Below are 21,605 nucleotides of genomic sequence, written 5' to 3'. Positions count from 1 at the left end.
CAACTAACACCGGTAAGCCTACGAAACTTAACGTCTGATAATTTTTGAATATCTTTGAATTTCATCCAAGGATTATCTCTTGAATTAAATAATTTTGCTGATTAATTTAAGATCAAATAAATTGTACGTTTTTTGATTTATGACGGAAGTCTATTGAGTAGCCAACCACTCCAATATGCAAAATACTCACGTAACCATGCATTATAGCGAGTGGCAAGAGGTGTCTGAGCGCTGATCATGATAGGCGTTTGATAACCGTTATTTAAAACCTACTTAAACCTACTTACGTGGGTTTAATGTTTAATTCCTACTTCATCATCAAGAACCAATTGCTATTGCGCTTGGGATTACCTCAATTCCATAGGCTGTCACGGTGTAACTCACCGCCATTGGTGGCTTATGTAGCCACCAATTCTTTATCTGCATGTTTTAGAATATTGATGGCAGCATTAATATCCCTGTGATGCAGGGTGTTACATGAACATCGCCACTCACGCATTGCAAGTGTCAGGTTTTGGTTTAATTCACCACAATTCGAACACATCTTGCTGCTTGGAAAGAATCGTCCAACAGAAAGTATTGATTTGCCATGCTGTTTAGCCTTGTAAATCAACTGTCGCTTGAACTCATAAAAGCCCATATCCGATATGGCTCTTGAGAGCTTACGGTTTTGTACCATACCTTTCACATTTAAATCCTCAATCGCAATCAGATCGAATCGCTTAACTAAATCAGATGTGACTTGATGAAGATTGTTTTTTCTCAAGCATGATATTTTGTAGTGCAAACGAGAGAGCTTGGTTTTCGCTTTTTCTCTGTTTTGACTACCTTTCTTTTTACGGCTAAAAGACTTAGCAAGTCGTCTTAACTTGGCAAGCTGTTTCTTTAGTGGCGCACTTGATGGAACAACCTCGCCATTAGATAAAGTGGCAAGACTGGAAACACCTAAATCAATACCAACAGATAAACCTGTTTTGGGGTGAAGTTTCTCAGGCTGATTTAATTCAACAGCAATCGAAGCAAACCACTTACCACCCTGTTTAAATATTTTCGCTGATAATATTTTTCCTTGATAACGCAAATCCTCAGTCATTTTTACCCAACCCAAGTTTGGGATACTAATTTTTCTATCTTTAATGCTGAATTGGTCATTTGATAATGAGAAGCGATCATCTACGCCTTTTTTTCTAGGCTTTGGATATTTGGATTGACCATTAAAAAAACGATCAAATGAACTACCCAATTGCTTAATCGCAAGTTGTGGCGCACATTTGGTCACTTTAAGCATGAAAGGGTATTTCTCACGCTTGAACGAGTTTAAGTGCTTTCTTATTTTAGCTTCGGATGGTTTATTTAGAAGTTTTTTATCCACCTGAACGCCATAATAGTCACACTGATCTCTATATTCCTTATCTGCTTTATATTGACGTTGCCATTCTTTTAAAGCCCAATTATACGACAAACGAGCAACACCACTCGCTTGAGCGAAATGACTTGCTTGCTTATTATTTGGCAGTAATTGGATTACATGCCCTCGTATGAATCGGCTCATAGTGCGTCTTTGACTGCCTGTATTAACTTTTGGTTTTTCTTACTACGACTACCATATAATCTTGCCGAAAACACTGTAATGATTTCCAAAACATCTTGAGCAAGTTCTTCCTCAAAAGACAAATTTTCACCCTTATTAAGAATGACGATCTCCACGCTTTTAGCTTCACATAAGGCAAAAACCAACTCAGCACCAAACCGCAATAAGCGATCTTTATGCGTTAAAACCAAACGTCCGATTTCATCATTCATGATTGCTTCTAGCAGCTTATTTAAGCCTTTTTTTCTATAGTTCATACCCGAACCAAGATCGGAGATTAATTCAAACGTCCAACCTTGATTTGCACAGTACATTTCAAGAACTTGTTGCTGTCGAATTAAATCTTCTTTTTGGTCATGACTCGATACCCTTGCGTATGCAATGGTTTTCCTTTGAAGTTGACTATCGGGCTTGTGTATTTGCTCAGGCGTGATCTTACTCAGATCATATCGTCTATGATTTTTAGGGGTTCGATCTGCAACCAAAGTGCCTTCTTCATCCCAACGCCTTAATGTTTGAATGGAAACACCTAATGTTTTAGCTGCAACGCTAATGCTTACATATTTACTCATGTTGTATATAATAGTATAGAAATAAGTAGATTTCAATTAGCAGTTACAAACCCTGACGTATGGCTATAGCACGACTACGGGGGATATGAAAATCGCTGGTCACAATAGCAATCGGTTGCTGTAGGGAAATATGCTGCTTGGCTAAAATCTTTTTACTATTGATCAGATTTAACTCGGTACTGGTGCTTTGATCTTCGGTGTAAATACGCTCTGCTGGGATATAGTGTACATCAATCAGATACTGCCGCATTGCTTCAGCTTCACTATTTTTTTGCTGAAAAGATAGGCCACCACTGACGACCATAATGCTGTTGGGATGTAGCTTGGCATAGTTTGCCGCTTGATCTAAACGGCTGGCCAATGTTGGACTCGGTTTTCCATGCTTCAGACCACTCCCAAGAACTACAATAGCGGGTACAGCAACATGAGGGGTATTTTGTTGATTTGAAAACCCTAAAAAGACGAAGAAAATGACTAAGCTAAAAATCCAAACAAAGAAAATAGCCCAAGCCCAACGCCATATTGATTGTCTGATTGTATTGGTTTGAATAGGCTTTGTTGCATAAAGATTTTAAAGATAGAGCTTTCCTGAGTCGCTCAAATTTAAGTGACAACTTGGGTATGAGGTCGGCCTATTTCTGTAAATTTATTTAAGACCGCTACACGAGCATGAATTTCATTCACTTGACTAGGAAAGCTTCTTGCCATTAATTTATCGCCTAATAATTTGATGCAGTGCATCTTGGTTTCAACCAAACTGCGTCGATGATAGCCTGACCATTTTTTCCATAGTGTCCTGCCTAAATGTTTAACAGTACGAAGTAATTCATTTCGCTCTAGCGAATGAACTTTTGTATCCTTACAAGGCTTCGCATTTTTTCTTGGCGGAATCACCGCATGCGCTTGTCGATCTGCAATAACCTGACGGCATTGTTTTGTGTCATAAGCCCCATCTGTATAGACTGAATCAATCTGTTCATCTGGTGGAATTTGATCAAGTAAATTACCAAGTACTTGTGAATCACTGACATTATTCGTCGTGAGCTGAACTGCCCGTATTTGCAGCGTTTTAGCATCTATACCAATATGCAGTTTACGCCATTGCCGACGGTATTCAGGTTGATGTTTCTTGCGTTTCCATTCACCTTCACCTAAAAACTTCAGGCCAGTTGAATCTACAAGTAGATGTAGTTCACCATGACTTTGCTGATAGCTTATCTCAATATCAATTTGCTTTTGTCTTCTGCAGAGTGTGGAATAATCTGGTGCCGTCCAACTTAAACCACAGAGTTGAATAAGACTTTGCACAAAGCCTGTAACCATACGTAAAGAAAGTCGAAATAGACATTTGATCATCAAACAGCATTGAATTGCTCTATCTGAGTAGGTTTGATTTCGTCCTTGTTTACCTTGTAATTGAGCATACCATTGAGTCTGAGGATCAAACCAAATCGAAATATTTCCACGATTAATGAGTGCTCGGTTATATGAAGACCAATTGGTTGTACGATAAATTTTAGGTGTAGGCTTATTCATCTCAGAATTATATTGCTGAATCAGACCTTACGAACAGCTTTGTGCAACAAAGCCGTTTGAATATAGGCGATAAGTTTAGGATAAGCCAGTGCATAAATGATTAGACCTAGTCCAATCAATAAGGGCAAGAGGGTGCCAAAATTAAAGCGTAGTTGTAAAACAAAATACAAGCCGTCTGCGAACAGTAATGACCCGATGATAAAACTAATGACTCTTTTTAATTTTTGCATATAGGCTTATGGGTTATCGTTTGCATGATTCTAGCAAATTTACGCATGAAAAAACCGAGCGCTGTGGCTCGGTTTTTTCATTTAGACTTAGTGTTTAGTAAACATCGCGACGGTAACGACCTTCTTGACGGAGTTGATCTAATTTTTCATCGCCTAAGATTTCAATTAGCGCCGCATCGACATCGCTCGCCATACCATTAATGCTACCGCAGACATAAATTACGGCACCATTTTCAACCCATGTTTTAAGCTCAGTGGCTTGTTCACGTAGTTTATGGTGTACATAGACTTTCTCTGCCTGATCTCGCGAGAACGCTAAATCTAAGCGTTTTAGCATGCCTGTGGTTTGCCACGCTTCAATCGTACTTTGATAGAAGAAATCATGTTCACGTTGACGCTCACCAAAGATCAACCAGTTTTGAGTATAGTCTAGGCGGGTACGTGCATGGAGTAGACTCATTAAACCTGCGATGCCTGTGCCGTTCCCAATACAAATGATAGGACGGTTGTCATTGATCAAGTGGAATGATTCATTGGTACGAATACGTAGTGCGATAGGTTGTTGAAGCTCGGCATGTTGGGTTAACCAACCAGAACCTAAGCCCAGTTCACCTGCTGAATCCTGCTGTTGGCGCACGACCAAACGTAACACTTGTTGAGTCGGTACACTTGCAATCGAGTATTCACGTGTAGGTAAAGGGCTCAATTGTTCCAGTAAATGTTCCAAATTGGCAAAAGGCTCAATCTCTGTGTTGAGGTTCTTATCCCAAAGCGCTTGCTCAATCGAAATGGCTAAAGACTCAACGATGCTCTGTGCTGCAATATGATGCTTTTGCATGAAGGCTTGGATACGTGCGGTGCTGTTACCTGGTTGAACTTCAGCAATATCACCTGCTTGCCATGTTGCATCGAAGTTGGTTTTTAGCTCAATATTATAAGCATGTGCTCCGACACTATTTGGATTGAGTACTTCACGTTGTGCCAAATTCCATTGATCAAAGGTTTTGTCAATATTCATGGCTTGAAGCTCAAGTTTGGTTGCAGAGGCAAGAGCACTGTTCCAACGTTGAATATCATTGTTATCTGCGTTGTTGACTTCAATGATTTCAAACAAAGCATGTGCGCCATTCGCTTTTAACCAACGGTCAATGCGATGTCCAAAACTACAATAGGAGTCAGGATATTCTTGAGAGCCTAAAGCCAACACGGCATAGTGAAGGTGTGACAAATCTAAAGTTGTATTTAAAAATTTCTTTTCAAAACTACTGGCTAAGTCAGGTGCTTCACCCGTGCCATAAGTACTTGCAACAAAAAGCATTTGCTCAGCAGCTTTTAAGTCATCTTGCGTTAAGTGTTGCACAGCTTTAACGCTTACAGGTTGTCTTGCTTCTTGTAAGCTGGTTGCAGTACGCCAAGCGATTTGCTCAGAAACACCTGTTTGTGTTGCATAAGCAATGAGCCATGGTTTCGCATGTGGATCGACCGGAACATTCAAAGCTCCACCACGGGCTAGCTGAGTGAGTTTCTTCTGCTTACGGCGTTTTAGATACAGCATCCAACCCGTTACAAAGAACAGTGGCATCATCAGTGATGCAAACATGGCAAAGAATTGATAAATTGGGCCAAAGAAGCTACCACGGTGCACAGGAAGCATACTGCTCATGATTTTTTCATTCAGCTTCTTCTGCTCATACAACTCCATTTTTTCAATTTGCGAAGTTTGATAGTTGAAGACCGCTGAATTTCGCGCCCGCTCATGCTGTGGAATTGCATCTACAAATGAAAGCTCAAGTGTACCATCGGGCTTTTTCGGAATATTTAGGGTCAGGGTTGAATAGTCTCGATCAACTTGTGCATTAAATCCTGTCCACGTTTGGGTTAAAGCAATTTGTACTTGTTCTGGAGATAAGCCTTTACGCTCACCATGTTGTTCGCCTTGGCCACGTTCGCCACGTGCAGTGTGCTCACCTTGTGGGCCGCCACGACCTTGCTCACGTGATTCGCCACCACGAGCACCAGCCTGTTCGCCACGTGGGCCTTGAGCTGCACCAGCATTTGGACGGGGGCCTTCTTGCATTTGGGCCTGTGGGCGTTCAACGCCGAGGACTTTAAACATGCCATCGCGCCACCAATCATAAGACCAGTACAGTCCTGTACAGGCCAAGATCAGATAAAAAATCACCACCCAAGTACCAACAACAGCATGCAAATCCCAAATGAAGTTGCGTCCTTTCAATTTAGGTTTAATAAAAAACCATTGTTTGATGGAATGACGTTTGGGCCAACGTAAGTACAGGCCACTCAATATAAAGAAAATAAGCATGAGGGTACAAGCGCCAGTAATTTGTTTACCGACAGGACCGACGGTTAAATTACGGTGCAACTGTTGAATAAAGTTAAAAAACTCACGGCCTTTAACTTCGGGTAGGACTTCAGCAGTATACGGGTTCACCATCATGTTATAACCACGACGTGCGCCTTCTTTCTCGATATTGACCGTACTTGAAGTGGTTGACTCTTGAGCAATCGTAATACTATTGATTTTGATGGCAGGATCTTGTTTTTGGAAATGTAGATACAGCTCAGCAGGGGTTAATTTATTGTTTTGTGCTGCTTGAACGGTATAGCTATCTGGGTTCATCCATTTTAAGATTTGTTGTTCATAAGAATAGATGGCCCCTGTGACGCCCATAAGCGACAGGATAAGACCCGCAGTGATTCCCAAAAACCAATGCACTTGGAAAAATGTTTTTTTAAACATGGCGATACTTAATGGTGAGCGATTTGTTGTGCGGAAATTATACCTGAAGATTGAGAAGATAATATGGATTTAGAAATTAATATTTATTCTCATTATCATTTGTATTCGAGAGTTTGGGATATAAAAAAACCTCCAAAAGTTGGAGGTTTTTTACAGAGGAGAAAGCAAGACTTAAAGTGGCTGCGCTTCACCAACTGTTTCTTTTAAATGCTTACGAATCGTATTAAACGAGAAGTTTTTGCTATCCATGCGTTTTGGCAGAATGTATGCACCTTCTTCGCCTTTTACTTTGAATTTAATCAACAAAAACTCAGGTGTGTTATACCATTCGTAGATGTCTTTCCAACCGATTGCACCGACACCTTCTTGCATGCCCATTTTCTGGCGCATAATCAAACCGTGAGGTTGTACGCCTAAACGAATGCCTTTAATTTCCTGTACTGGAAATTCATTCATCTTGCGCTTCACATACCATTCTAAGCCGAACTTACGGACTAAAAGGTAGGTTAGGACGCAGGCGAGAGCAACCCAACAAAAGATGGTTGAATAATTCTTGAGTAAAATTAGGCCAAGAATCGAAAGGGCTGTAACCACAGCCATGATGATCCAAGCTTTCATGCTAATTTTGTTTGTGCTACGCCAAATTTTTAATTGAGCATCGCGTTGTTCAGCCTCGGTGATTTCATAGGTCACAGGCTGTAAAGTATAAGCGTATAAATTTTTCGCGGTCATAGTGAAAGTAACAGATCTAAAACTGCAAAAAGTTTAGCATTATTTAGAGCATTTCAGTGAGTATATTGTTCCAAAATCATCCATATTATAATGAAGCCAATTCTGTGGCCTCATGATCCCGTTCGTGGCTTAAACTTTGCTTCAAGCGACTGAACTGATTCAAGATGCTAAACATCAATGAAAGCTGTTGTAAAATAATCAGTGCCTTTTGATCTTCCTCATTATTTTGGCTTAAACGCTGACGTATGGTCTGTAGCATATTTTGCGCCGTTAAATCAGGCATTTCATCACGCAGTAGCGCACCTTGGATATTGTCAAAAGCGCGATCCATCAATTCTAAAATTTGTGGGTCGTCAATTTTTTCACGATGAGCCCCCAATGCTGCAATATAACTAATAAAGGTATGATTGAGACATAAAAACTCAAACGCCAAGCTTTTTTGCGTTGGGTCAAAGTCGGGCTCGGTGGCTAAAGTTGAAATGAGTGAAGCAACTTCGGCATCGGTATTGTGTGCCGCACGACGGACCACCCGATAATTCAGGCCGTTATTGCGTCCAGACTTGTATTGTTCAATCACCTCAGCCAAATAATCACATTGAGCGGAAAGCGAACGGTAAATGGTACGGGGGAGGCGACGGAACCTCCAGTCAGGGAAAATGAAACTTACACCTAACCATGCCAGTCCACAGCCAATTAAGGTATCCATCATGCGCGGAAGGGCAGCTTCGTATCCCATACCATCTAAGTTGAAATTAATCAGTGCCAAAATAGTGATAAAAGCGGTGGCTTGTGCATATTGCTTACTGCGAAGCTCAAAGAAAAGTACCCCGCTGATGACCAATACGAGAAGTTGTCCTTCAATCGAAGGTATAAAGTACAATACGGCATACCCTAAAATGATTCCGACCAACGTCCCTACGATACGTAAACGTAAACGACGTTTGGTGGCGTTGAAATTGGGCTGACTGACAAATAGTGCTGTAAGTAGAATCCAGTACCCATATTCAATGTTGGTGACTTGAACAAAGATATATCCAACTAATAGCACGATAGACAGACGAATCGCGTGACGAAATAACACCGACTCTGGAGTGAGATGTTGTTTAATCCGAACTTTAATGTCATCCCAGCCTTTCAGGTCATCATCTTTGAGCTGGCTTTCGATATGCTTAGCTTTCTCGAGTTTAATATTGCGTTCAGTTTCTAAGTTACGTAGCTGTGCATCAATCGACTTTAAGTTTTGATACAGTGAAAACAGAGCATTGACCCAAATTTGGTCATATTGTTGTTCGTCTCTGAGCTTTTCTAGTGATAAACGGAGATTTTCAAAAGCATGTTTAAAGCGCTTATTATGGGTATAGGTTTGACGGTTTAAAATGCTGCTGCTTAAGTCCTTACAGGCTTTGGCTTGAATGGATAAAATTCGTTGAAAGCGGAATAAAATATCGCTGTGTTGAAAAATTTTCGCCAGTTTTTGATAGTCAATATGTGCTGAATCTGCACGTTCATGAATATCTTGTGCCACAAAATAATATTGCAGACTGCGACGTGTATCTCGTTGTCCACGGTCACCTTTTAAACGGGTGAGTAGGGCGGTTTTCATGTCGTTGAAAATTGCAATTAATTTACCATTTTCCAACGACAGTTCAATCATGCTCTGTTGATAGCTGTTAGCTGTCATATCAACATCAAACAGGTTGGATTTGGCAAACAGAAAATCGGCGAGTGAGGAATAACACTTCGATAGATTGTCTTGTACTTGACGAACGGGAAAGAGCAGAAAACTGATGGTTGAAATAACGCTATACCAAATTGCCCCAATCACCAGCAAAGACGGTTGTGTATACCAGTTGTCAAAAAGTCCGACACCGAGCATGGAGTAAACCGAAACCACTAAGCAACCATAGGAAATGGTGGCATAACGACGTCCCAGTGAGCCCAGTAAAATCAGACCAATACACGAAACGATTAGACCCAGTGCGAATAAAATTGGATGCGGAAATAAAAAGTAAATCGACGTTGCGGTAATGAAAAAGCCAATATAGGTAAAAATTAAATTCATGATTCGCACGGAAAAGCGGTCATCAATATCACTTAAACCTGCAGCAACTGCGCCGAGTGTCAGTGGGATAGTTGCCAGTTGAAAACCCATAAAATATGGAACAAAAGCCGTCCCTGCAAAAGTAATAACCATGCGGAGGTTATACATGAAGGTTGTATTATAAGTAGCCTGTTTTAGACTGGTCAGCCATGTTTTCAAAGGGCACCTTTGTTTGTCACTTAGGGTTGGACAATTTTCAAATATGAGAATATGTGAAATTTCACCTGCTCTGCTATAAATCATACTATGGAGCGTGTAAACTTGTCTGCAAACTCTCCTTCCAAAACATAAATTAATCCTATGTCGACTACACAGGAAAAAGCGGTCTATTCCAACGCTTGGATTCTCTTACTTGCTTCACTGACTGCACTCGGTCCACTATCGATTGATATGTATTTGCCAGCTTTGCCACAAATGGCGAATGACTTCGGGGTAAGCACACAAATGGTGGCCAACAGCTTACCTGCGTACTTCTTAGGCTTGGCTATTGGACAACTAATTTATGGACCTGTAAGTGACCGAATTGGGCGGAAAAAAACCGCTGTATTTTGGCCTGAGTCTCTACATTATTGCCAGTTTACTGTGTGTGTTTGCAAACAGTGAGTGGAGTCTCATTGCTGCTCGGGTTTTGCAAGCCTTAGGCGGTTGTGTAGGCGTGGTGATTGCCCGTGCTGCGATTCGTGATCGTTTAGATATGCAAGCCTCAGCCCAAGCATTTGCCAGTATGATGATCGTGACCACCATCGCGCCGATTATTGCACCGAGTTTAGGCGCGCTGGTACTGAGTTTCAGTAGTTGGCATAGTATTTTCGCCTTTTTGATGGTCGTGGGCTTGGGAAGCCTGTGCTGCGTACATTTTTTCTTTGAGGAAACTCTAGATCCGAAGCGCCGTTTAAAGCTTAACTTTAATCAAGTTTTAAACCTTTATGGCGCGATTTTGCAAGATTCGAGCTTTAGACGCCCGATGTTTGTTGGATGCTTTGCTGGGGCTGTACTCTTTTGCTATATCAGTGCTTCTGCTGCCATTCTGATGGATGGTTACGGCTTAAGTCAGCAAGTTTTTGCCTATGCCTTTGGTGCCAATGCAGTTGGGATTATGCTGTTCTCGACCTTAAATAAACGTCTGGCACAAAAGTTAAGTGTTTTTCAGCGCTTAAAATTAGGCAGTTTTTTGCAGTTAGCTGGTGTGGGGCTGCTGTTGGTAGCGGGTAGCATGACGCATGCGCCCTTATATATCGTATGTGCAGGGATGTTTCTCGCTGTCGCAGCAATCGGTTTTACAGGGCCAAATGCCATGGCGATTGCAATGTCTGAGCAGGGTGCACGGGCAGGAACGGCCAGTGCGATTATGGGCAGTATGCAATTTGGTTGTGGTCTACTTTGTGGCGTGATTCTTAATTTTCTACTCTGGTCGGTACTTTTGAATATGGCCATTGTGATGGCTATTTTTGTGGCTTTGGCTTTGTATTATGTGTTTAAGCTTGAGCACGAAAAAGCCTATAAATTGAAGTCGTGACTATATAAAAAAGAGACTCATTTTAGTGTCTTTTTTTATTTAAATGAATGCATTAAATCGCACTCATTGTTTAAGAATACTGCAAAATCTTCAACTGGCACGCGTGGTGTTATAAAGCGATTGACGATCTGCCTAGGATCCGCATAACCTAGTGCCATGTCGCAGACCAATTCTTCTTTCTGTACAGCATCAAGTATATTCAACACGAGAGCATGAAGATGATTTCATGCGGCTTGTGGGCAAGTCACTGAGTCTCGTGCTTTGGCTGTAATCATGACATTTTGCATCATCATGGCAATATCCATTTTCGTGCTGATGCCCATGGCTGGATTGACTGTGAAGAATAGTTCGGCAGGTGCATCAAAAAATGATCATTCCGCAGTTACTGCTGTGCCATTTTCGATTTTAACCTTTTTGAATATTGAGCAAACCATACACCCTCAATAAAAGCCGAAATCCATTTTTCAGGATGGTGTGTAAAATTTTCTTGTTATTCGATATTTTTACAGGATGTTCAGACAGTCTAAATAGAGTATGACAGACCCGCTCAAGTATTTCGTTGGGCTTTTTCCCTGCGATCACATGTACTTTTTCTGTGGGTGTGTATTGGTGCCTGAGGGCGTTCAATGAACCATGCTCAATAATCGTCTGAATAGTTAGACTTTTTTGGTGCAAAGACGTAATTTTGACCCATCACTGAGCATAGGTGGTTATCGATTAGACTAAGACTTTAGTTATAAGAAAAAAGTATAGATATCAAATAAAACTCAGTCTATATTTAAGAAAATATGAAGAATTGTTACTTAATTATTGCAAAAGTCTGTCTAAATTGTAATTTGATGCTTCAAAGCCAATCGCGAATAACATCAATTATAGTTTGAAATTGTGTGCATTAGACTTTAGTGGCAAGAGTAATAAAAGGTCATATCTTAAAACATCGAAATGTGCGATTTTTCATCTTTATAAGATTACTTTGCATATGAAAAGACCAAAACGGAGTGGTCTTTTGTGCAAAAAATTTTACTGAAATGGAATTTTTGATTCACTATTAACAATGTAATAAAGGAAGTTTGTGTATGCGTTTAGCCCTCAATAAAAAGCCATTTATCGCTCAAAGCCTAGCACTTAGTGTGGCTGCTCTGATGATGACAACAACTCATGCTGCAACCAAAGAACAACAAGAACTTGCTCAGTTACGTGCTGAGGTTGCAGAGCTAAAAGCATTAATGCAACAACAGCAACAAGTTCAACAACAACAAGCAGTTCAGATTCAACAGGTGAAAGCACAGCCTGCTCCTGTAAAAGCTGAATCTCCACTGTCTTCGTTTAAATCTAAGTCTGGCGCAGACATTAACCTATATGGTTTTGTTCGTGGCGATGCAAACTACATTATTGAAGGTGCGGACGACGACTTCAACAAAGTTGCAAGCTCTAAAGAAGATGTAAAAGACAAACTTCGTGCAACAGCGAAAAATACACGCTTAGGTTTAGATTTCAATACCAATGTTGGTGGCGATAACAAACTTGGCGGTAAAGTAGAAGTCGACTTCGCTGGAACAAATGAAGCACTGCGTATTCGTCATGCATATTTGACTTATAACAACTGGTTGTTTGGTCAAACCACATCTAACTTCCTGTCTAACCATGCACCAGAAATGATTGATTTAGGCACTAACGTGGGGGGGGGGACAGCACGTATTCCACAAGTACGTTATGGCTTTAATTTAGCACCTGCAACCAAACTATTCATTGCTGCGGAAGAAGGGAATAGTTCAGCAAACCAGCTTAAAGTTACCACGACTGATGGTGTAACTAAGAGGGAGACTGTTAGTTCAGATGTGAAATATAGCTTACCAGTATTAACTGCGAAATTAACGCAAGGTTTTGCAGATGGCAAAGCGAATGCATCTGTTCGTGGTTTAGTGGAGCACTATAAGTCTGAATCATCTGGTGATGATAAAACAGGTTGGGGCTTAGCTGCTGGTGTAAACTATCAAGTGATTGATCCTTTAAAACTAAGTGCTGATGTGTCCTATGTACAGGGCAATAGCAACTACTTATACGGAAGCAATACAGCATTTTATGTAAATCCAGTGAATGGCAATATCGAGCAAAATGAAGCGTTTGGTGTACAAGTGGGTGGTACGTATAAATTCAACGAGAAATTACGTTCAACTTTAGCCTATGGCGCTCTATTTGCAGATGACGGCACAGATTATGCAACTTTAAACTCAACAGCAAACGAAGAAGTTTACCAAGCATGGATTAACTTCATCTATTCACCAGTTAAGCCATTGGACTTAGGTGTTGAATATATCAATGGTAAACGTGATACCTTTGCTGGTAATAGCTACAAAGACAACCGTGTTGGCTTAATGGCGAAATACAGCTTCTAATCATGTGATGATATAGATGTAGTTTAAAAAACAGGAGCTTTAGGCTCCTGTTTTGTTTGAGTCGAGAAATTTATACAGACTAAATACATTTTGAATATAGACTTAAGTAGTAAGCGTCCGCTGAACCCCATGTCTATTTTTTAATTTGAGTTGGATTTCCAGCGGTGTGGTAGCAATTCTTCTATTTGGGTCACTTTATGGGTCGGCAATCTTTTCAGCACATCACTTAAATAGGCATACGGATCCAGCCCATTCAGCTTTGCTGACTGGATTAAAGTCATGATGTTTGCCGCTCGCTGACCACTACGCAGCGAACCTGCAAATAACCAGTTCTTACGTCCCAACGCCCAAGGCCGCACCTGGTTGTCGGGTAGTCAGACGCAGTTACCTACGTCCAACCCCCTAAGAACCGTGCATGCGAGTTTCCCAGCACACGGCTCAAGCCTCTGCTAAGGCGCCATTCGGCACCCGGTTATACATCGTTGACATTGGCAAACTGAACACTCCTCGGACAATACAGATGGTAAATCTCAAGATTAGCAACTGCATCCGTTCCACCATGACTTAGCTTCACAATATGACGGCTGTGCCATGGTGTATCTTTGGTGACTGGTTTAAGACAGGCGCAGCAGCGACCACCTTGTTTTAGCCACACCCGATACAGCTTGGCTCGCCCCTTTGCGGAGACCAGCATTCTTTTACCCCATCGGGATTCGAAGTACTCATCCCATGCGGGGTCATGAGGGTTAGCAGCAGCCTTGATCTTGATATGTCGCACAATTGGCGTGTCCGAGGCAGACACTAATGTGTATTGTCGCTTCCGACCATCGGCGGACTGTTCATCACATGAGAACACCCATCGACGCGCTCCTTGTACTTTGAAATACCGATCTTTGACCCATCGGAGTGTCTTGCGAGGGTGGCGACGTACAGCCCATCGCCAGAGCATTTCCCACACTGCGTTGTCTACCTGGTTGAAAACCTTCTTGGCAACGACATGACTATGATAGTTGGCCCAACCCCTTAGAATCGGGTTGAGCAAACCGATCAAAGTGGCCTGTCGTGTCGCTTTGTTTGCATTGATTAATGCTCGCAGCTTGTCAAGATGAGCGCTGATGTTTGCCTTTGACGGCTTGATCAGTAGCTTGCCGTTGTACTTACGTACGTTCCAGCCAAGAAAATCGAACCCGTTCCCTATGTGCGTGATTTTGGTCTTTTCCTGAGAGAGCACGAGACCGCGCTGCGCCAGAAATTCAACCACGGCAGGACGAACTTCATTTTCGAGCCACTCTTTAGAATACCCCGTGATGATGAAATCATCCGCATACCGTACCAGTTGCAGCTTTTTGCCTGTCCATTTGGCGTTAGAGAACCTCTTCGCCAGCATCGTTTCCAGTCCGTCCAAGGTCATGTTGGCCAGCACCGGGGAGATAATACCTCCTTGCGGTGTTCCGGAAAGACTGGGAAACAGCTTGCTTTGGTAGACGTAACCGGCTTTGAGCCATTTCCGTAGAATCACCTTGTCCATTGGGAGGTTGGCGATCATCCAGTCATGGCTGATATTGTCGAAACAGCCTTGAATGTCACCCTCTAGCACCCACTCCGCACTTACTTTTCTTGACAGCACACCAAAGCACTGTGCTGCAGCATCCGCGGTTGAGCGTTGCGGTCTGAACCCATAAGAGTTCCGATCAGCGATGGTCTCCGCGATGGGTTCCAAAGCCAGCAGATGGAGCGCCTGCATGGCCCGGCATTTCATCGTGGGTATCCCGAGAGGTCTCATCTTGCCATTTTTCTTCGGAATAAGGACTCTCCGAAGCGGAAGGGGCGTGTAACCTCGCCTCTTCAACGACATCATCGCACCGGTCTTGGCCTTGGGTGTATTCCAAGTCACCTTGTCGACCCCAGCCGTGTTTTTGCCTTTGTTTTCAGACACTCGTTTGACGGCCAATGCTTTGCCACTAAACGAGTGAGTCAGCAGCCATTGCAAAGCTTTCGCCTTGTTATGCCTGCCGTCTTGTACCGCCTTCACAATACGCGCTTGCAGCCCTCTGACATGACGCTGTACAGCAATCCAATCGATGCTGTCCCACGATGTGCTGGAAGGTGCACACGCTGATACTGCTGCATTCATTTGCTCTCCCTCCATTAAAAGGGTTCTACACACTCTCTTGTGATGAGAGACCATAAGGACGTCAGCCCGCTTTCGCGTGGGGTAATGTTTCAACCTCTATCCAACCCATTACAGACTGGCATTCGCTTTTTCCTCGTTCCTTCGCCCGCATCACCATGGGCAGTTTTTGCAAACTGCTTTCCCAATGGGAGTAATACGGGATTTCCACGTTCCGCTTACTGAAGTACATCGGCTTAGGTGCCTGCTATCGACCGGGAGGCGTATGGGTCACGAATGCGTAGTCGAAAGACGCAATTCCCACCTCCATTACCGTTTTGGTTCGAGCGTATCAGCCATTTCCGCTCGTTCAACTTAACGATCGTTACGCAGATTCACATGTGTTCACCATACCGATTATCTAGCCCTTGTCCGGCTATGGCTGCCAGAAGGGTACGCCTCTCACGATTGATACCCCGCACCTTGCGGTGCCTCGTTACATTGTCGAAGGCGCTCTTTATTCAGCCTTCTAGATTCACCCGGTGACACGGGTGGTTCCCGCAGGGGGGAACAACTTCATTAAGCGACTTCGTGTCGCACTTCCACCCAATTATTGCAAATCGGTAGATTGCCATCATCCAGATAGCGGCTTAAAGCTGGCCAACGCTTCAGAGTGTAATTGATGGCCTTGGCGGTTGGAGAACTCGATGGCACCGTCAGTTGATGCTGGTTGAGCCATTCATACAGTTGTTGCATCACCGGTTGACTATGCTGTTGTCGGTATTCGCGGCGCTGTTCTGCTGTACCATCGGTCTTTTTCCTGAGTTCTGCTTCTATGGCATACAGTTTCTGAATCAGCACTAATGCCTGTTCAGCGACCTGACTTTTCCCAGTTACATGCAGTTCATGGAATTTACGACGTGCATGGGCCATGCAGCCCACCTCAATGACCTGGCCTGATTTAAAGCGTGCTTTATAACCACTGTAATCATCACAGACTAGATGGCCCTGCCAGCCATTCAGGAACTCTTCTGCATGCTGGCCTGAACGACTATCCTGAAAGTCATAGATCACCGCCTGAACTGGATTGTACTGTGTGGTGGCATAGGCCCAGACATAACCTTTCTTCGGTTTTTTATTATTCTCACCCATCCGCATGATGGTGACCGGTGTTTCATCTGCATGCAGCACCCGCTGTTGCAGCACCACCTCTTTTAAGGCATTGGCCAGAGGTTCCAGTTCTACACCGCAGCGACCTATCCAGTCAGATAAAGTTGATCTAGAAAGTTCGATTCCCGCCCGCTGATAGATCAGACGTTGACGGTACAGCGGCAAATGATCGGCATACTTCGATACCAGCACATGGCTGAGCAATTCAGGTGAAGCAATGCCTTTATCAATCACATAGGCGGGCATCGCTTGCTGAGTCAGGGTGTCACACTGATCACAGACCCATTTGCCACGCACATGCTGTTCCTTATAGAACTGTGCCGGTCTGAAATGTAGTTTTTCACTGATATCTTCGCCGATACGACGCAAGGTGCAGCCACAAGCACATTGGGTTGATGTTGGTTCATGCTCGATACGGATGGTGTGTAGATGATCGGGCAGCAGTCGACGTTTAGGTTTGTTGACTGTGGCTTTGTGTGTCGCTGCATCAGTTTTATCTGCATTCAGCCGTTCCAGTTCCAGATCAACAGCGGCAATATCTTCTTCGACCGCTTCATCCCACAGATGGATTTGTTTTGCGGTGAGATGTTCGTTTTTACTGCCAAATTTGTGCTGTTTAAATAGTGCGAGCTCATGCTCGTATTTTTGCGTGAGAATGGAAAGATGTTGAACTTTGGCATCCAATTGCTGGTTTGATTTTTCTAATTCTTGATTTGATTGTGCCAGAGACTGATGCTGCATCGCCAACTGCCGGGTAAATTCCAGCAGTTGTTCATGGGTCAGTTGGCTTAAATCAGGCAGCATTTTCATGACCGCAGTATGCCTGAGGTCATGACGCAGAGGAAATAGAACGTTTGGAGAATAGCAGAATGTAGCAGCCTAGTTTAGAGCATTGTTACCACTTGCTGTCGTCCAATGCGCTGCCAAGGCAAACCCTGAATTAGTGCCTGTAACTGTTCTGGACTGAGAGCTACGTTTTCACCCTGGTGAACTTTAGCCCAGTGGAATTTTCCCTGTTCCAACCGCCGGGCACACAGCCAGATGCCCAGTCCATCATGTACCAGCACTTTCATGCGATGGCCACGTTTATTACAGAACAGGTAAGCACAATGCGGTTTGATGTAGCCAAAGGCTCTCACCACCTGAGCCATGGCCGTATCCATACCTGCACGCATGTCCATGGGCTGAGTAGACAACCAGATTTCATCGATACGGATCATGTTGTAAGTGCCTTGAGTAATTCTGCTAAAGCAGATATTTCTGATACTTGCCATTTCAAGCCAATTTCTGCTTTTGAGTGGGGTAAAGTAATTTGAACCGTTAACATGCCAGTAGGGATAGGATCTAATGGTGCGGAGCAAGATAAGGTAATAAATGCAGGTTTATTCGGTAGTAGTGAGCGATCATTCCCTGGCTTAGCATCAATTAAGCGAATCCATTTGGATACAAGATTTGTATTCAATCCATGTTGCAAAGCGACCGAAGCAATTGAAACCTCCGATGCTTTACACGCCTGAACGATCTGCTGTTTAAATTCAGCACTATATGTTCTTCGTTTTATCGTAAGAGATGCGATGGATGTCTGGTTATTTGTAGTCATAAATTTAAGTTCCCACTTGTTTTTAAGTGAGGACTAAATTAAGGCTTATAGGACGAATTCATAAGGTGTGTTCAGCGGACGCTTACCTTAAGTATTGTGTCAGAAAAGAATAAGTGAAATAGTTGGAAATTATTGTAAAAAAATAAAGATTATCTATAAAAAATCTGCATAATGTCCGTCTTTCGCCCATATTGTGCATTTATTGCTTGTTTTTAAAGCAATATGGGGCGGTTTTGTGATTTTTTTCAAAAACCGTATCTGTGTCCAAACATTATTGGGCATTACGTTATTTCAGTTTACTCATCGTGTAGAACTGAACATGTTATGCATCAGATCGCTTAGTTTGTTACCAATTTACCCATTGCCTGAATTTCCATACGCAAGACTGAGTTTGTCTCAGATTTACGAAATATCTCTTGAAGTATCAATGGATTCGGTGGCTTATTAGCCAGATAACAAAATCTAAGCATCCGCTTTATGGACAATTGTCATGGAATTTACTTTTAACGCTTTTTATACCTTGATTGCAGCCGTCATCGTTTTGTTACTTGGCCGTTTCTTGGTAAATAAAATTGGTTTCTTGAAACGCTACAACATTCCTGAGCCTGTCGCAGGTGGTCTAGTTGCAGCGATTATCTCCTTGGTTGTGCATAGTCTTTGGGGCTATAGCATCACGACCAGTAGCGAATTGCAAACAAGTTTTATGCTGATTTTCTTCGCCTCAATTGGTTTAAGTGCAAACTTTGCTAAATTGCGCGAAGGGGGAATTGGTCTGGTTATTTTCTTGATGGCTGTCGCATCATTTATTGTGGTGCAAAACTTTGTCGGCATTAGCCTTGCAACTTTATTGGGTATTGACCCACTTATTGGTTTGATTGCAGGTTCAATTACCTTAACTGGTGGTCATGGTACTGCGGGTGCTTGGGGTGAAATTTTAGAAGTTAAACATGGTATCCAAGGTGCATTAGCTTTGGGTATGGCGAGTGCGACATTTGGTTTGATTATTGGTGGTTTGATTGGTGGTCCTCTAGCGAAGTTACTCATTAACCGCTATCAATTGGCAACGCCTCGCACCAATGAACAAATTGAAAAGAGTGATAACACGCCACTGACTGATATTAATTCAACAGAATATGTACCGTTTGAATATCCACATCGTGTGCGTTTAATCACTGCGGATAATGCCATTACCACATTAGGTTTGTTTGCAGGCTGTTTGGCTTTTGCTGACTTTATGACCGGCCATATGAAAGGCACAATGCTTGAGTTACCGACTTTTGTTTGGGCGCTTGCAGGTGGTGTGATTTTACGTAATGTGTTGGAAGGTATTTTCAAAGTTCAAATCTTTGACCGTGCGATTGATGTATTTGGTAATGCATCATTGTCGTTGTACCTTGCGATGGCGCTACTTTCGTTGAAATTATGGCAATTGGCTGACCTTGCTGGTCCGCTTGTGGTGATTTTAGGTGCGCAAACGATTACGATGGGCTTATATGCTGCATTTGTGACATTCCGTGTGATGGGTAAAAACTACGATGCTGCGGTGTTATCTGCGGGTCACTGTGGATTTGGTATGGGTGCAACACCGACTGCGGTTGCAAACATGCAGGCGATTACCAACATGTATGGTCCTTCGCACAAGGCATTCTTGATTGTGCCTTTATGTGGCGCATTCTTTGTAGACTTGATTAACGTGGCTGTCATTCAGTCTATTTTGCAATATTTTAACTAATTGGAAATGCAATTTGCCCTAGGAAACTAGGGCTTTTTTGCTTTCAGGTCTCTCACAATAATTAGGATATCGAGATGAATGATCAATTAAATGAAACATTACTCGGGTGGGTGAATACACTGAATGGACCTCTGTGGGACTTTTTGGTGATTTTCCTTGTTGCGGTCGGTTTGTTTTACACCCTAATTACAGGTGCAGTACAGGTGCGCTTATTTTTGCACAGCATCAAGGTCATGAAATCAAGCCGTAAGGAATGTGATGATGATCATGGCATTACACCTTTTCAGGCTTTTGTCACTGGGCTTGCAAGTCGTGTAGGTGTAGGTAATGTTGCGGGCGTTGCGATCGCAATTGCGATTGGTGGACCGGGTGCAGTATTTTGGATGTGGGTCACTGCATTTTTGGGTATGAGTTCGGCTTTTGTTGAGTCATCTCTCGCGCAGTTATTTAAGGTGCGCGACCAAGAAAATAAACAGTTCCGTGGTGGACCTGCCTACTATATTACCCAAGGCCTGAAACAAAAATGGTTGGGTGTAGTCTTTGCTGTTGCGCTTATTTCAACTTATGGTTTTGTGTTTAACGCAGTACAAGCCAATGCAATTACAGGTGCAACAGCACATGCATGGGGATGGGATAAAGCCAATCTAGCATTTGAACTCGGTGGCATTCATATTGTGGTGTCTTGGGTTGGACTAGGTCTAGTCTTGTTGACCGCGATGATTATCTTTGGTGGAATCAAACGTATTGCCAAAGTGGCAGAAAGTTTTGTGCCATTGATGGCCTTGTTGTATTTGGCTGTTGCTTTATATATCGCCGTAATTAATTACGCTATTTTACCTGATATCTTCCAGCTCATTTTCTCTAAAGCTTTTGAGTTTGAAGCTGCTGCTGGTGGTTTCTTCGGTGCGATGGTTTCTATGGCAATGATGATGGGGATTAAACGTGGTTTATTCTCTAATGAAGCAGGTATGGGTTCAGCACCGAATGCGGCAGCTGCATCGGATGTAAAGCACCCTGTAAACCAAGGTTTGGTACAAATGCTCGGTGTATTTGTGGATACCTTCGTGGTGTGTTCATGTACAGCGATTATTATTTTGGCCTCAGGGCTTTATCATGATGCGGGCTTTGAAGGCGTAGCGCTCACCCAAATGGCTTTAGAGAGCCAAATTGGTTCTTGGGGTGATGACTTCCTTGCAACGATTTTGTTCATGTTTGCCTTTTCCTCAGTCATTGGTAACTATGCCTATGCTGAAGGGAATGTGCAATTTATCAATAACAATGCCAAGGTGATGTTCGTCTTCCGTATCTTTGTTTTGATTATGGTGTATCTCGGTTCAGTGATGAGTGTGCCTCTCATTTGGAACACTGCGGATTTGTTCATGGGTATCATGGCCACCATTAACTTGTTTGCTATTTTGCTGTTAACACCATTCTTATTGATGCTGTTAAAAGACTATTTGGCACAGCTGAAACAAGGTGTGAAAGAGCCTGTGTTTAAATTGGATAACCATCCTAAATTTAAAGACAAAGTGAAATCAGACATTTGGTAATTATTTAG

At 42.7% G+C, this 21,605-nt stretch carries 13 protein-coding genes and 5 pseudogenes; 4 read left to right on the top strand and 14 right to left on the bottom strand.

Annotation, left to right across the window (positions count from 1 at the left end):
• Positions 1–137: 137 nt before the first annotated feature.
• The 8 genes and pseudogenes from AC4CU3_RS03450 to yccS all read right to left on the bottom strand — a co-directional run.
• Positions 138–236: pseudogene (locus AC4CU3_RS03450) on the bottom strand (hypothetical protein); the annotation flags it as partial.
• A 161-nt stretch (positions 237–397) separates the two neighbouring features.
• Positions 398–1,552: an RNA-guided endonuclease InsQ/TnpB family protein gene (locus AC4CU3_RS03445; protein ID WP_005402020.1), complete on the bottom strand. Its 1,155-nt coding sequence runs from the start codon at positions 1,550–1,552 to the stop codon at positions 398–400.
• The gene (locus AC4CU3_RS03440) at positions 1,549–2,163 is read right to left on the bottom strand and encodes an IS607 family transposase (RefSeq protein WP_005402019.1); all 615 of its coding nucleotides are present in this window, start codon (positions 2,161–2,163) and stop codon (positions 1,549–1,551) included. Before AC4CU3_RS03440 ends, AC4CU3_RS03445 begins: the two co-directional genes overlap by 4 nt.
• Positions 2,164–2,206: 43 nt before the next feature.
• Complete coding sequence (locus AC4CU3_RS03435) at positions 2,207–2,572, bottom strand: YdcF family protein (RefSeq protein ID WP_279045184.1); 366 nt, start codon at positions 2,570–2,572, stop codon at positions 2,207–2,209.
• 194 nt (positions 2,573–2,766) lie between these two features.
• Positions 2,767–3,699 (bottom strand): IS5 family transposase, encoded by a 933-nt coding sequence (locus AC4CU3_RS03430; RefSeq protein ID WP_201706433.1) that lies wholly within the window; start codon positions 3,697–3,699, stop codon positions 2,767–2,769.
• 324 nt (positions 3,700–4,023) lie between these two features.
• On the bottom strand, positions 4,024–6,690 hold the full coding sequence (locus AC4CU3_RS03425; RefSeq protein WP_279045179.1) for a PepSY domain-containing protein: 2,667 nt from the start codon (positions 6,688–6,690) through the stop codon (positions 4,024–4,026).
• Positions 6,691–6,861: 171 nt separating this feature from the next.
• Entirely contained in the window at positions 6,862–7,422 is a 561-nt protein-coding gene (locus AC4CU3_RS03420; RefSeq protein WP_058869170.1) for a YcxB family protein, read from the bottom strand.
• An 85-nt stretch (positions 7,423–7,507) separates the two neighbouring features.
• Positions 7,508–9,682 carry a YccS family putative transporter gene (gene yccS / locus AC4CU3_RS03415; protein ID WP_279045177.1) on the bottom strand — a complete coding sequence of 725 codons (2,175 nt, stop codon included), beginning with the start codon at positions 9,680–9,682 and terminating at the stop codon, positions 7,508–7,510.
• A 141-nt stretch (positions 9,683–9,823) separates the two neighbouring features.
• Between yccS and AC4CU3_RS03410 the strand changes: the two are divergent.
• Positions 9,824–11,039: pseudogene (locus tag AC4CU3_RS03410) on the top strand (multidrug effflux MFS transporter).
• A 35-nt stretch (positions 11,040–11,074) separates the two neighbouring features.
• On the opposite strand, the pseudogene AC4CU3_RS03405 reads toward AC4CU3_RS03410, so the two are convergent.
• Positions 11,075–11,659 (bottom strand): annotated as a pseudogene (locus tag AC4CU3_RS03405) (nitroreductase family protein); the annotation flags it as partial.
• A gap of 456 nt (positions 11,660–12,115) precedes the next feature.
• Between AC4CU3_RS03405 and AC4CU3_RS03400 the strand changes: the two are divergent.
• Positions 12,116–13,435, top strand: a complete 1,320-nt coding sequence (locus AC4CU3_RS03400; protein ID WP_201703972.1) for a DcaP family trimeric outer membrane transporter — start codon at positions 12,116–12,118, stop codon at positions 13,433–13,435.
• A gap of 140 nt (positions 13,436–13,575) precedes the next feature.
• Here the strand turns inward: AC4CU3_RS03400 and AC4CU3_RS03395 are convergent.
• The 5 genes and pseudogenes from AC4CU3_RS03395 to tnpA form a co-directional block, all read right to left on the bottom strand.
• Positions 13,576–13,803: pseudogene (locus AC4CU3_RS03395) on the bottom strand (transposase domain-containing protein); the annotation flags it as partial.
• 104 nt (positions 13,804–13,907) lie between these two features.
• Positions 13,908–15,569: a group II intron reverse transcriptase/maturase gene (gene ltrA / locus AC4CU3_RS03390; RefSeq protein WP_005167203.1), complete on the bottom strand. Its 1,662-nt coding sequence runs from the start codon at positions 15,567–15,569 to the stop codon at positions 13,908–13,910.
• Between the two features lie 576 nt (positions 15,570–16,145).
• Positions 16,146–17,525: pseudogene (tnpC, locus tag AC4CU3_RS03385) on the bottom strand (IS66 family transposase); the annotation flags it as partial.
• Between the two features lie 74 nt (positions 17,526–17,599).
• Positions 17,600–17,935 carry an IS66 family insertion sequence element accessory protein TnpB gene (gene tnpB / locus AC4CU3_RS03380; RefSeq protein ID WP_043974827.1) on the bottom strand — a complete coding sequence of 112 codons (336 nt, stop codon included), beginning with the start codon at positions 17,933–17,935 and terminating at the stop codon, positions 17,600–17,602.
• The gene (gene tnpA, locus AC4CU3_RS03375) at positions 17,932–18,315 is read right to left on the bottom strand and encodes an IS66-like element accessory protein TnpA (protein ID WP_004684363.1); all 384 of its coding nucleotides are present in this window, start codon (positions 18,313–18,315) and stop codon (positions 17,932–17,934) included. The genes tnpB and tnpA overlap by 4 nt, the downstream gene beginning before the upstream one ends.
• Before the next feature lie 490 nt (positions 18,316–18,805).
• Here tnpA and gltS point away from each other — a divergent pair, with 490 nt between their 5' ends.
• A complete protein-coding gene (gltS, locus tag AC4CU3_RS03370; RefSeq protein WP_058869175.1) occupies positions 18,806–20,047 on the top strand; it encodes a sodium/glutamate symporter in 1,242 nt (413 codons plus the stop codon).
• Between the two features lie 74 nt (positions 20,048–20,121).
• Complete coding sequence (locus tag AC4CU3_RS03365; RefSeq protein ID WP_078388425.1) at positions 20,122–21,597, top strand: alanine/glycine:cation symporter family protein; 1,476 nt, start codon at positions 20,122–20,124, stop codon at positions 21,595–21,597.
• Positions 21,598–21,605: the final 8 nt, after the last annotated feature.

It is taken from the genome of Acinetobacter sp. 802_lipA, assembly GCF_058242885.1.
This window is presented reverse-complemented; position numbering and strand designations above follow the sequence as displayed.

What these genes read in the sequence shown, in the direction of transcription:
- AC4CU3_RS03425 (WP_279045179.1), bottom strand. Translation starts at nt 6,690, where the DNA reads ATGTTTAAAAAAACATTTTTCCAAGTGCATTGGTTTTTGGGAATCACT.
- AC4CU3_RS03440 (WP_005402019.1), bottom strand. Translation starts at nt 2,163, where the DNA reads ATGAGTAAATATGTAAGCATTAGCGTTGCAGCTAAAACATTAGGTGTT.
- AC4CU3_RS03400 (WP_201703972.1), top strand. Translation starts at nt 12,116, where the DNA reads ATGCGTTTAGCCCTCAATAAAAAGCCATTTATCGCTCAAAGCCTAGCA.
- gltS (WP_058869175.1), top strand. Translation starts at nt 18,806, where the DNA reads ATGGAATTTACTTTTAACGCTTTTTATACCTTGATTGCAGCCGTCATC.
- tnpA (WP_004684363.1), bottom strand. Translation starts at nt 18,315, where the DNA reads ATGACTACAAATAACCAGACATCCATCGCATCTCTTACGATAAAACGA.
- AC4CU3_RS03445 (WP_005402020.1), bottom strand. Translation starts at nt 1,552, where the DNA reads ATGAGCCGATTCATACGAGGGCATGTAATCCAATTACTGCCAAATAAT.
- AC4CU3_RS03430 (WP_201706433.1), bottom strand. Translation starts at nt 3,699, where the DNA reads ATGAATAAGCCTACACCTAAAATTTATCGTACAACCAATTGGTCTTCA.
- tnpB (WP_043974827.1), bottom strand. Translation starts at nt 17,935, where the DNA reads ATGATCCGTATCGATGAAATCTGGTTGTCTACTCAGCCCATGGACATG.
- AC4CU3_RS03420 (WP_058869170.1), bottom strand. Translation starts at nt 7,422, where the DNA reads ATGACCGCGAAAAATTTATACGCTTATACTTTACAGCCTGTGACCTAT.
- ltrA (WP_005167203.1), bottom strand. Translation starts at nt 15,569, where the DNA reads ATGAATGCAGCAGTATCAGCGTGTGCACCTTCCAGCACATCGTGGGAC.
- AC4CU3_RS03365 (WP_078388425.1), top strand. Translation starts at nt 20,122, where the DNA reads ATGAATGATCAATTAAATGAAACATTACTCGGGTGGGTGAATACACTG.